11 protein-coding genes are annotated in these 12889 nt (G+C 34.2%); 2 read left to right on the plus strand and 9 right to left on the minus strand.

Annotated features, from left to right (window positions below; genetic code table 11):
• Positions 1-127: 127 nt before the first annotated feature.
• The 7 genes from PMOB_RS04270 to PMOB_RS04300 form a co-directional block, all read right to left on the minus strand.
• Entirely contained in the window at positions 128-940 is an 813-nt protein-coding gene (locus PMOB_RS04270) for a carbohydrate ABC transporter permease (protein WP_012208653.1), read from the minus strand.
• Complete coding sequence (locus PMOB_RS04275; protein WP_041534290.1) at positions 937-1827, minus strand: carbohydrate ABC transporter permease; 891 nt, start codon at positions 1825-1827, stop codon at positions 937-939. Before PMOB_RS04275 ends, PMOB_RS04270 begins: the two co-directional genes overlap by 4 nt.
• A 209-nt stretch (positions 1828-2036) precedes the next feature.
• Positions 2037-3311, minus strand: coding sequence for an ABC transporter substrate-binding protein (locus PMOB_RS04280; protein ID WP_012208655.1), 1275 nt, complete (start codon positions 3309-3311; stop codon positions 2037-2039).
• 88 nt (positions 3312-3399) lie between these two features.
• On the minus strand, positions 3400-5463 hold the full coding sequence (locus PMOB_RS04285; protein WP_012208656.1) for a beta-galactosidase: 2064 nt from the start codon (positions 5461-5463) through the stop codon (positions 3400-3402).
• Between the two features lie 184 nt (positions 5464-5647).
• Positions 5648-6808, minus strand: a complete 1161-nt coding sequence (locus PMOB_RS04290) for a galactokinase (RefSeq protein WP_012208657.1) — start codon at positions 6806-6808, stop codon at positions 5648-5650.
• Positions 6809-6821: 13 nt separating this feature from the next.
• A complete protein-coding gene (galT, locus tag PMOB_RS04295) occupies positions 6822-7805 on the minus strand; it encodes a galactose-1-phosphate uridylyltransferase (RefSeq protein WP_012208658.1) in 984 nt (327 codons plus the stop codon).
• A gap of 108 nt (positions 7806-7913) precedes the next feature.
• Positions 7914-8954, minus strand: coding sequence for a LacI family DNA-binding transcriptional regulator (locus PMOB_RS04300; RefSeq protein WP_012208659.1), 1041 nt, complete (start codon positions 8952-8954; stop codon positions 7914-7916).
• Between the two features lie 163 nt (positions 8955-9117).
• On the opposite strand from PMOB_RS04300, the gene PMOB_RS04305 reads away from it, so the two are divergent.
• Positions 9118-9432 carry a hypothetical protein gene (locus PMOB_RS04305; protein WP_041534052.1) on the plus strand — a complete coding sequence of 105 codons (315 nt, stop codon included), beginning with the start codon at positions 9118-9120 and terminating at the stop codon, positions 9430-9432.
• The gene (locus tag PMOB_RS04310; protein ID WP_012208661.1) at positions 9417-9629 is read left to right on the plus strand and encodes a DUF2283 domain-containing protein; all 213 of its coding nucleotides are present in this window, start codon (positions 9417-9419) and stop codon (positions 9627-9629) included. The genes PMOB_RS04305 and PMOB_RS04310 overlap by 16 nt, the downstream gene beginning before the upstream one ends.
• Positions 9630-9821: 192 nt before the next feature.
• On the opposite strand, the gene thrS is transcribed toward PMOB_RS04310, so the two are convergent.
• Both thrS and prfA read right to left on the minus strand, forming a co-directional pair.
• The gene (thrS, locus tag PMOB_RS04315) at positions 9822-11744 is read right to left on the minus strand and encodes a threonine--tRNA ligase (RefSeq protein WP_012208662.1); all 1923 of its coding nucleotides are present in this window, start codon (positions 11742-11744) and stop codon (positions 9822-9824) included.
• Positions 11745-11771: 27 nt separating this feature from the next.
• Complete coding sequence (gene prfA, locus PMOB_RS04320; RefSeq protein WP_041534292.1) at positions 11772-12836, minus strand: peptide chain release factor 1; 1065 nt, start codon at positions 12834-12836, stop codon at positions 11772-11774.
• Positions 12837-12889: the final 53 nt, after the last annotated feature.

A 12889-nucleotide genomic window follows, 5' to 3' on the forward strand; every position in this document is an offset into this window, starting at 1 on the left:
ACTTCAAAAAATGCATTAACCCGGATTTTTAATTTGTGACAGGCATTTACTAGTTGCTAAAATAAACTCTTGAAAGAAAGTGGGGAACTTTTTCCCACATTTGAATTAACTTTTCGAAATAAAATTATTATTGTTTTACAGAACCTAAAACACCTTGGACAAAATACCTCTGAAGCATAAAAAATAGAATTAGGGCTGGTACCGTTGCAACCACTACTGCTGTCATAACCAAACCAAAATCAGGCTGGTAACCTGAGGCTAAATTAGCTATAAATAAAGCCATAGTACGCTTTTCTTGGCTTTGAATAATAACTAAAGGCTGTAGATATGCGTTCCAACTTGTTAAAAAGGAATAAATTGCTGCGGCTGCATATGTAGCTTTCATTGAAGGCATTACTATGGAGAAAAAAATTCTTAATTCACTTGCTCCATCAACACGTGCCGCCATGATAATTTCCCTTGGATATGTTTGAAAATTTTGTTTGAAAAAAAAGATTAAAAACACTGATGGGATCATTGGCAAAATAACTCCCCAAAGCGAATCTATTAAATTCAAATATGTCATCAACCTGAAAACAGGAACCATCAAAGCGGCAAAAGGAACCATCAATGTTAACAAAGTCCCACCATAAATATATTTCATTCCTTTTGATTTATACATTTCAAACCCGTAACCTGCCATAGAAGACGCAACAACAGACAAAATAACGACGAAAAAAGATATTTGGATAGAGTTCCAGAAAACTCGACCCAAATCAAAATTGGTTATAAGATTTTGGATGTTTACGAAAAATTGATTTCCGAATGTTAGTTTTCCTTTATTGACATCTAAAGATGTATTTGTGCTGCCAACTACCATCCAGTAAAAAGGAAACACCGAAATAAAAGCCGCAATCGCTAAAAACAAGTATATTAAAGCGTATCTGATTTTTCTACTCATTTTTCCTCACCTGCCACTCTAAATTGCATCAAAGTTAAAATTACAGCTATTAGAACTATAATCCACGAAATTGCAGAGGCATATCCAAAATTCGGAACATACTTAAAACTTACGTTATAAATATAAACTGATGGCGTAAGCAAAGAATTACCAGGACCAACGCTTGAACCCGTTGTCACCCCAGAAGCTAACATCATCGGTTCATCAAAGAGTTGTAAGGTTCCTATTGTTGATAAAATCGTAGTAAAAAGAATTATAGGTTTCAACAAAGGAATGGTAATTCTAAAAAACTGGGTAATTTTACTTGCACCATCTATTTCAGCAGCTTCATATATTTCTTGAGGTATATTTTGAAGTCCCGCTAAATATAACATCATATTATACCCTGTCCAACGCCAAGTCATGGCAATTATTAATGTGATTTTTGCCCAAACTGGGTCTAACAACCATCTGATGGGTTCTTTAATTATATTAAGGCTTAATAAAACATTGTTAATAAGGCCTTCAGTAGAAAACATCATTTTGAAAACGACACTGTATGCCACAAGAGAAGTAACAGCTGGTAAAAAAAGAGCCGTTCTGAAAATTTTTTTAAATTTTAACTTTGGATCATTAAGCAAAAAGGCAAAAATCAGGGCTAAAAATAACATTAAAGGAACTTGAATAATTAAGATTATAATAATGTTTTTCAATGATTGTAAGAAATAGTTATCTTGAAAAAGTCTTAGATAATTACCAAAACCAACAAAATTTTTCATTACACCTCTTGAAGAAAAAGTTGATAAATATAGGGAATAAATCAAGGGATAGAAAATAAACAAACCCAAAAAAAATACAGCTATACTTATAAAAAACCAACCCCATCTGTTTCTTCTTTTTTCAAACATCTTAGTCACATCATAAACCTCCTAACTGTAATATGAATAATGAATTTGTAGTTTTCATAAAGATAATTTTCGGAGAAATACAAATGCTCAATAAATCTTCTTGGATCATTCTTTAAAAGTAATTTTAGAAAATAAATTATATTACACGGACTAATTATTACCCATCCTGAAGGCACCAAAAAGAAGGTCCAAAAGGACCTTCTTAATTATTAAAAAAATCCAACTACATTTTTAAATTGATCTTCAGCTTTTTTCAGTGCTTCTTCAATTGTTAAGTTACCATTGTATACATCTGGCATTACTCCCATGATTGCTGCGTCTGCTTCGTAAGTAAATAAACCATAATCAATCGAAGGAATCATAGTCATCCATTCTGAAAAATCCAAATATATTCTTTGGTTACCAAAGAAAGGATCTCGTTTTACATAAGCTTCACCTGTTTGAGCAGGTAACCAGGTTCCTATAGCTCCTCGTTCGTACAATATAGTTTGATAAAAATCTACATCGTTAGCATATATTTCTTTCATGAAATCAATTGCTAAATCTTTGTATTCAGAATTTTCAAGTATATACCAACTAGATCCCCCAAGATTTGAGGCGTTGACAGAACCAGGAACATCCAATCTTGGAATTGGGAGGACTCCCCATTTGCCTTCTTGAGTGGTTTCTGCTTTTATTGATCCAATTATCCATGCTCCAGTAATAACAGAGGCAACTTCTCCTTCATTAAATGATGCTACCCATTCATTCCAACCAGAAACTTCTTTTCCAATTTTTGAATCATAAAGTTCTTTGTAAATCCTAACCGCTTCATACAATGCTGGATTATTTGCTATGTTTGGTTCACCGTTTTCGTCAAAATACCAAGTTCCAGCTGATTGTAATAATATTCTCATTAAACCTCCATCATACGGATCGGCTCCAATCATATATTTCCCGGTTTCTTCTTTAACCTTTTTTCCTAATTCTATAAATTCAGTCATTGTAATTTCATTTAGATCTTGAACGTTTATTCCAGCTTCTTGAAAATAATCTCTTCTATAAAACCATCCTGTTACACCAGAATCGAATGGAATTCCATAGACTTTGTTTTTTAATGTCATGAATCCGAGTTTGTAATCGGCGAACTCTTCCCAATTAAAATAACTTGTTAAATCAGCAAAAGATTTAGGATAAGATTCCAAATACTTCTTTGCGTTATAATCTTCAATCAATACAATTTCAGGAAGACCTTTTTTTACGCCAGAGGCCAATATTGTGTTCAACTTTTGCTCAACATCGGCTTTTGCCATACTTACAATTTCAAACTCTACATTTGGATTTGCTTTACTGTATCTTTCAGCTGCTTCTTCCATGATTGCCACATTAAAATTAGGATCCCAACACCATATGGTTATTTTGCCACTTGAATCTGCGGCATTAGCCGTTATACCTAATCCCACCATAAAAACTAAAAGGACTAAAACGCTTAAAAATCTTTTCATACCTACACCTCCCATATGTTTTAGATATATTTAATCATAGTACTTGTACTGCTATTCAAAGATCACCTCCTTCATAGCAAAAAACATATCAAGATTTCGTTCTTTTCAAAATCTTAACCCCATAACCCGGAACAGTTAGTTTTCTATCTGAAGTTTCACCTTCCAGAAGGTCGATATATTTCTTTTCATCAAGTTCGACAACCTTTTCTTCTTGAGTAAAGTTCATCACAAAAATATAGTCGTTCTCTCCATCAGTTCTCATTTGGGCTGTAATACCGTATGGTAATTCTGTATCAACAACCTTTTTCAATCCCAGTTCTTCAATCAGTTTCCCATAAAACATATCATTAAACTGCTCTTCATTTCTTGAGGCTATGTAATATGCTTTCCCTTTTGAAAAATCATTGACCGTTAAAGCTGGCCTCCCTTTGTAAAAGTCCTCTTTGTAGGTTGCCAAAGATCTAGCTCCTTCTAAATGGATCAAATCACATAGTTCCTTTGCTTCATACTCACCTTTCAGCCCTAATTCATTTTGATTATCGAAAGAAACGAGTCTACTCTCACCATCGTAAAGTGCATCTATCTCCTCAGACCAAATTCCAAGAACCTCTCTCAACGGACCTGGAAATCCACCTAAGAAACACAAATCTGTCTCGTTGACTATTCCCGACCAATATGTAGCAACAAAAGTCCCACCGTTTTTTACAAATTCTTTGATTTTTTCACCTACCCCTTGTTTAACCATATAAAGCATTGGTGCTATTAATAACTTGTATTTTGAAAAATCACAGTCCATATTTATAACATCAACAGGTACACCATTCTTCCAGAAAGGTTTATAATTTTCCTTAACAGTTTCTTCGTAATGTATGCCTATGTTTCTTGGGCCCTGGGCATCTTTCATCGCCCACCTATTTTCCCAATCAAAAATAATAGCAACTTCTGGATCTACTGTTGTTCCTATTATTTCGTCTAATCTTTTTAGTGTTTCACCAACGATTTTTACATCGTTGAAAACTCTGGTATTTTCATACCCACAATGATCTACAACAGCTCCATGGAATTTTTCACTGCTCCCTCTACTTTTTCTCCACTGAAAATATTGAACAGTATCAGAACCATGAGCTACAGCTTGAATAGAAGATAATAGATGCATTCCTGGCTTTTTCAATTTACTTACTTCATGCCAATTAGTGGTACTAGGAGTACTCTCCATAAGCATGAAAGGTTTTCCGTTTTTTAATGATCTATTCAAATCATGAACCATACTTACTCCACAGGCTAAATCATAATCATCATTACTATGCCATATCGGATAATTGTCCCAGGAAATTACATCCACATAGTCAACAAATTTCCAGTAATCCAATCCCTCATATATTCCCATAAAGTTGGTTGTCACAGGTAGGCTTGGATTTATCTTTTTGAGAGGTTCTATCTCATGTTTGAAGAAATCAACGGTTTGGTGAGTTACAAATCTCTTCCAGTCTAAATTTAATCCATGAAGTAAGTTTTCTCCATGAGGCGCGGGAGATTCTATCTGTGACCAATCAGTATAGGTATGACTCCAAAAAGCCGTCCACCAGGCATCATTAAGATTTTCTAAGGTTTTGTATTTCTCTTTTAACCAATTTCTAAAAGATTCTTGGCACAGTTCACAGTGACATTCTCCACCGTATTCGTTGGATACATGCCAAGCTATTACTCCTGGATGATTCGAATACCTTTCTGCTAGTTTTGTGTTTATTATGTTGACTTTTTCTCTGTAGACTGGAGATGTATAACAATGATTATGACGCTTACCGTGAAGGTTTCTCACTCTATTTGGTCCTACCCTCAAAACTTCTGGATATTTCTGCGACATCCAGGCAGGCCTAGCACCACTTGGAGTTGCTAAGATTGTATATATTCCATTTTTGTATAGCTTTTCTATAACTTTATCTAACCAACCGAAATTAAACTTACCTTCTTCAGGTTCTAAAGTACTCCAGGCGAATATGCCTACAGACATAACGTTGCATCCAGCTAGCTTCATAAGCCTGATATCCTCTTCTAACACCTCTGGATATTTTAACCATTGATCAGGATTGTAATCTGCTCCATGTAGGAAATGTGTCACCTTTGCATTTATTGGTTCATACTTTTTAGTCATTATTTTCACTCCTAAATCTTCAGTTATTTTTAAAAAGGTTCTATCCTGAAATGTAATATCGATACCGTGAACGATACCAAAACAATTATATCAGAGTTAACATTCGTTGCAAAACCTTGTTATGGACAGCTAGGGTAAATTAAAGACAATTAAAAGTGATTATTCCCGTTTAGCTGAAATTTTCTCATTTTTTGAGAATTTTCACTCCATCTTCAATAGTTGTTTCGTAAAGAGATGGTTCTATTTTTGTTTTTTCATAATAATTCTTGGAAACTTGCCCTTTGAAAGCTTTTATCTGACTTTTTTCCACCAAAGCAATGGCACATCCACCAAACCCTGCTCCCGTCATTCTGGCTCCTACACAGCCTTCGATTTTTAAAGCCTCATCCACAATTGTATCTAGTTCAAAACCTGTCACTTCATAATCATTTTTTAATGAATTATGGGATTGGATTAAAAGAGCTCCAAAACCTTCAATATCGTTGTTCTTTAGTAATTTAGAAGCCTGGATAACCCTTTGATTTTCTGTTATTACGTGCCTTGCTCTTTTTAACTCTATTTCATTATCAACATATTTTAGATCTTTCTCACTACATTGGCATAAATTATTAACCTTTGTTTCTTTCACTTGGTTTATTTTTTCTAAAGCACTTTCACATTCCTTTCTTCTTTGGTTGTATTGAGAAGAAGCAAGCTCTCTTCTTTTGTTTGTATTCATAATAATCAGAGAATACCCGTCTAAATAACAAGGTATATATTCATAGTTTAAGTTTTGGGTATCAAGCAATAAAGCTTGATTTTTCTTTGCATTTGCTATCACAAATTGATCCATTATTCCAGAGTTCACACCAATAAATTTATTTTCAACCCTTTGCCCTAAGAGGGCTAGGTATGTTCTATCAATTTCTTCAGGGATTTGATTTTGAGATAAGAGCATGAATCCAATAAGTACTTCCAAAGCCGCAGAAGATGAAAGGCCCGCTCCATTTGGAAGTTCTCCTTTAATCAGTATATTACATCCCTTCAAGGGGAAACCATCTTCTAATAGAAATTTTATAACTCCTTTTGTATAGTTTCCCCAACCATCTTCTTTACAATAATCTACTTCCTTATTTAGATCTACTTTTATCTCATTGGGAAAATCCAGAGATTTCAGGCAAATTAAATTATCGTCCCTCAAATTCATTAAGCCATTTATTCCAAGGTTTATAGCTACTGGTAATACATATCCTCCATTGTAGTCTATATGTTCGCCTATAAGATTTATTCTTCCTGGAGAGAAGAATCTTTGTATGGGATTTTTACTAACTCCGTAGATTTCTTGAAAAGTATTTATTAAATCCATTTTGACGACCTCTCTATTGTATTTTTTTGAATTTTTCTATTGCATTTCTTAAAGTAATAGCTGTTTCTTCCACCGCCATGGTATTTGCCGCAGCCCAAGCACCCATCTCGCTTGATGCGTACCATTTTATTTTATCCTTGTCTCTTAATGGGGGATAGAATTCAATATGGAAATGATAGTATTTGTAAGAATCTGCATATTCCTCTGAATTAACAGGAGTTTGATGGATATTCATCATGTAGGGGAAGGGTTTGTCAAACAACGCATCAAAGCCACCTGTTAACAGTTTTAGCACCTCAGCCAGGTCCCATTTTTCTTTTTCGTCGAATTCTGTTAAGTTTCCCTTGTGGGATTTGCTCACGATGAAAGCACCATAAGGGTAGTCTGTAAAAAAGGGAAGATAAACGAGAAATGAATCATTCTCAAAAAGAATTCTTTTTTGAAACTCCTTTTCCTCTTTGTTCATTTCACAAATAAGGCATTTTTCATTTTCTTCGTAATATTCCTTACAGTTGTCGAGTTCTACTTTTAACTTCAAAGGAATCCACGAATAAGCATATAATTGACCGTGCGGATGGAGCATCGTAACCCCTACTTCTTTTCCTCTATTTTCAAAAGGAAAGATGTATTTTATTTTTTCATCTTTTGAGAGCTCCTCAAATCTTTCAACCCATAAATTTACTAACTTAAATATATGTTCTACTGGTAATTGTGGAAGGGTAATATTGTGATCGGGAGAATACAAAATCACTTCGCATTTTCCATAATTTTTTTCGACTTTGTACAAATCCGTTCCTTGTATATTTGGTTCATCTGGATCTAGTTTTAAAGCTGGAAAATCGTTGTCGTATACATAAACGTCATAGTTTGGAGGCACTTTTTTACCAGGTCCGGGACAAAAGGGGCACCAATCCTCAGGTAAATGGGGCCTATTTTGTCTGTTATCGGCAACCATTGTGTATGTTTTTAATAAAGGGTTCCATCGTAACTCTGCCATACAATTTCTCTCCTTCTTTGCTTAAGATTTACTGCCTTTAAAATCTCTAAACCTTCTTTAGCGCCCCTTCGCCCCGCGGCCCACCCATGACCCATATCTTATTTATGCTTAAGATTTCCTCACTACGAGTTCTATATCTAATACTTTCCTTGTTGATGAGTTGTCTCTTTTCTTACTCTTTATTCTTTTATACAACATCTGAAATGCCTCATAGCCCATTTCAAACTTTTTAACTTTTACCGTTGTCAACTCTGGATCGATTAACCTAGAAAAGGCTATATCGTCGTAACCAACTACCGAAACATTTTGTGGAACCTTTAGATTATTTTCTTTCAAAGCTTTGATCGCCCCGTAAGCTATTAGATCGTTGTAGCAAAATATTCCGTCGAATTCTTCTTTTTTTCTGATCATTTCTATCGTTTTATCGTATCCTGCTTTAACGTGGTAACCTTCGTGTATCCCTTCACATATCTTGATATCATCCTCGAAAAAAGTTAAACCTTTCTCCTTTAAAGCCTTTTTATAACCCTGAAGCCTTCCATTTGATGCAGAGTTATAAAGTTGATCGGTGATCATTTTTATCTTTTTACACCCTTTTTCAATGAGGTATTTGGTTGCAAGATATCCCCCTTTTACTTCATCACTGAATATCTCATCCACATTCCAACCGTCTATTTCTCTACCTACAAGTACAATGGGGAAGTGCTCTTTTATCAGTTCCTGTATATCTTCATAACTCTTTTGCATTGGAAAAAGGAGAATACCGTCAACTCTCCTTTCTAAGAGAGTTTTTAAAAACTTTTCTTCATTTTCGTATAAACCTTCGGAGTTCATAATTATTATTTGATAATTATTATCCCGTGCTGCTTTATCAATACCTTTGAATACTTCAGAGAAGAAAGGGTTGGAACTATCCGGCATGATTACTCCAATTGTATGAGTTACGTTGGATTTGAGCATGGTAGCGTATATGTTTTTAACATAGCCTAATTCTTGGGCAATTTTTTCGATCTTTTCTTTTGTTTGAGGGTTTATATCTGGTTTATCGTTTAAAGCCCTTGATACAGTGTTGACAGAAACCCCTGCTTTTTCAGCGATATCTTTAATAGTTACAAAACTACTTCGACTTATTTTTACCACCTCTCTCATGTTAACGTTAACGGTAACAATTTAATTTTACACCAAAAACCAAAAAAATCAAAATGATTTTTTTGTGGTACAATTTTTGTAGAACAATTAAAAGCGCAAATTAGATCATGGATTTTATGGAGGTAAAGAATATTAAAAAGTTAAAAGCAAATAGGTTGTACAAATGAGAATATTCAGAGACATTCATAATCGACAAATCCGATTGACCGAGGAAAGACAAGAACATATAGAAAACGATCATCCTGAAATGCGTGGTCAAATTCATAAAATACGCTATACTCTTTTAGATCCATATATAATTGTCAGGTCAAGAACAGACGAAAATGTGGAATTATTTTATAAATTTTATCAGCATACACCAGTTAAGGCAAAATATCTATGTGTAGTGGTTAAAAACTTATCGAACGATTTGTTTGTTATCACTGCTTACTTCACAGATACGATCAAAAGAGGTGAAATTTTATGGGAAAAGAAATAAAAATTTGGTATGACAAAGAGGGAGATTATTTGGAAATAATTTTTGAAAAGAAAGCTGGTTATTTCAGAGAAACAGAAAACGATGCGGTAATGGAAAAAGTAGATGAAGAAGGAAACATCATTGGCTTTTCCATACTCAAAGTGAGTTCTTTGGAAGATAAGCCTTTATCAATAGTTCTTAAAAACCATTTAGTTTAATTACTTCGAGGAAATTCCAGTTAAATACCCTACGTTCTAAAATAAGGTCTAGGAGCATTCAATGAGCAGATTTAATCATCTTTCAAAAAAATCAAAATGATTTTTTTGGTACAATTCTTGTAGAATAAATAAAAAAATAAAATATTAAAAGCGCCCTTTTTTGGGCGCCTTTAATAAATTAGTATTATTAAATTAAAAAGTTAAGTCCAAATTTCTGTTCTTTATTTCATTTTTAATCTCCTCAATGAAACGTTCTTTTGAAACATTTTCTATGGTATCGCCCTTTCGAGTTCTTATATTTATAGTATCTGAGTTCATTTCTTTTTCTCCAAAAACTATCATATATGGCACTTTTTTCATCTGTTCATTTCTTATCTTATATCCCACGGTAGCATCAGAATCATTTACATAAACTCTAATACCTTCTTGTTCTAAAATACGAGAAAATTTTTTGGCTTCTTCGTTGAATTTTTCAGAAACGGGAAGGATCGATACTTGAACAGGAGAAAGCCAAGTTGGAAACTCCCCAGCAAAGTTTTCTATTAAAATACCAAAGAATCTTTCTAAAGACCCAAATATTGCTCTATGAATCATAACCGGCCTTTTTTGTGCATCGTTTTCATCTGCGTATACCATATCAAACCTTTCGGGCATCTGAAAATCAAGCTGAATCGTGGTACATTGCCATTTTCTTCCAAGCGAATCTGTAACGTTAAAGTCTATTTTGGGACCATAGAAAGCCCCTTCTCCTTCGTCTATTCTATACTCCATATTGCTCTTTTCTAATGCCTTTTTCAAAGCATCGGTAGCCCTTTCCCAACTTTCAATATCTCCCATATGATCTTCGGGCATCGTACTTAAGATAGCTTCGTATTTGAAACCAAAAGTTGAAAATATTTCGTTTGTTAGTTGTATAACTTTTATTATTTCTTCCTCCATTTGTGACGGCATGCAGAATATATGAGCGTCATCTTGAGTGAAAGCTCTAACTCTAAAAAGACCGTGTAAAACCCCGCTTCTTTCGTAGCGATGCACTTTACCAAATTCAAACATTCTTATTGGTAAGTCTCTGTAACTGACGAAGTTGTTTTTATATATCAGTATATGCCCTGGGCAATTCATCGGTTTAACGGCCATAGGCATATCTTCTTTCTCCGTGAAAAACATGTTCTCTTTGTAATGATCCCAATGTCCAGATTGATGCCATAATTTGATATTCATGATTTGAGGCGTTTCTACCTCTACGTATCCATATTTTTTATGAACTTGCCGGGAGTAAGCCATCAATTCATTTAAAACTATCTTACCATTTGGTAGGAAAAAAGGCATACCGGGAGCCATTTCAGATTGTAACATGAATAAATTCAATTTTGGACCTAATTTTCTGTGGTCTCTTCTTTTCGCCTCTTCAATCATGTTTAAGTAATCATCAAGTTGTTCCTTTTTGGGAAAGGCAGTGCCATATATTCTTTGGAGCATCTTGTTCTTTTCGTCTCCTCGCCAATAAGCGCCGGATACGGAAAGAAGTTTAAAGTATTTAACATATCCAGTAGAAGGAAGATGAGGACCTCTACACAAATCATAAAAATCCCCTTGAAAATAAACTGAAATAGTGTCTTCTTCTAGTTCCTCAATTAATTCCAGTTTGTAAGGTTGATCCTTGAATAATTCAATAGCCTCTTTTTTATTTACTTCTTTTCTAATAATTTTTATATCTTCTTTTATAATTTTTTTCATTTCCTCTTCTATCTTTGAAAAATCTTCTTCTGAAAGGTTGTGCCCTTCAATATCAAAATCGTAATAAAAACCGTTTTCAATAACCGGCCCTATAGCTAATTTGACTCTATCCTCTCCGAAAATCCGTGCCACCGCCTGGGCCATAATATGAGCCATCGTATGTCTGTATATTTTTGGAGCTATTTCATCATCCAAAGTTATTAACTTAATAGTTGAATCCTGCATTATGGGGGTATTCAAATCTTTTAATTCGCCGTTAATTTCAGCTGCTATAGCATTTCTGTATAGCCCTTCGGATATACCTTTAGCAATTTCTGCAGGGGTAATTCCATCTTTAAATTCTTGAACAGAATTATCTGGATAAGTTATTTTAACCATTAGATCACCTCTAACAATAAGTTAATTTTAAATTGTTAAACTTTCAAGTTTTTCTTTAAGATCTTTTTCTAGGAGCTTATCTATTATTTCATCTAAATCTCCATCAAGTATTTCGTTTATTCTATGAGTGGTATATTGAATTCTATGATCTGTAACCCTGTTTTGTGGGAAATTGTATGTTCTTATTTTTTCGCTTCGCTGTGCAGTACCTATTTGTGATTTTCTCTCTTGTGTAAGCTGAGATTGCTGCTCTTCTAACTTTATCTCAAAAAGTTTTGCCCTTAGTATATTTAAAGCTTTTTCTTTATTTTGATGTTGGGATCTTTCATTTTGACAAGTCACAACGATCCCAGTTGGTAGATGGGTTATTCTAACGGCAGAATCCGTTTTGTTAACGTACTGACCACCTGCACCACTTGCTCTATAGGTATCTATTCTAAGATCATTCTCATTTATTTGAACGTCTATATCCGTTGCTTCAGGTAACACCGCAACGGTAGCAGTGGAAGTGTGTATCCTTCCGGAAGATTCTGTTTGAGGTACCCTTTGTACCCGATGCACCCCACTTTCGTATTTCAATCTTCTGTAAGCCCCTTGACCTTTTATTTTTAATATGGCGGTTTTAATTCCACCAAGTTCGTTTTCGTTTAGATCAAGGAGTTCATATTTCCAATTTTTTCTTTCAGCATACCGTAGATACATTCTCATTAACTCTGAAGCGAAAAGGCTCGCTTCATCACCTCCAGTACCTGCTCTTATCTCCATAATGATATTCCTCTCATCATACTCATCTTGAGAAACTAAACCTTCTATAATTTTTTTTCTTGTTTCTTCTTCCTTTTTCTCTAACTCTTGGAGCATTGACTGATATTCTTCTTCAGAGACATCCTTGTTTTCATACATTTCTCTTAACGCTTTTATGTCTTCTAAATCCTGTTCGTAACTCTCAAACAGTGTATTTAATTCTGATAGTTTGGAATGCTCCTGTCCTAATTTTTTTAAATTTTCAATATCGTTAGTAATATACGGATCACTTAGTTGTTTCTCTAGTTCTTTAATTTTTTTCTTTACTTCTCCTTTAAAATCTAATATATTCAATTTTCTCACCTTTTCTATTATGTCTACCTTTTTGCTTTATTTGTTTT

Origin of the sequence: Petrotoga mobilis SJ95 (genome assembly GCF_000018605.1) — a bacterium.
GTDB lineage: Bacteria > Thermotogota > Thermotogae > Petrotogales > Petrotogaceae > Petrotoga > Petrotoga mobilis.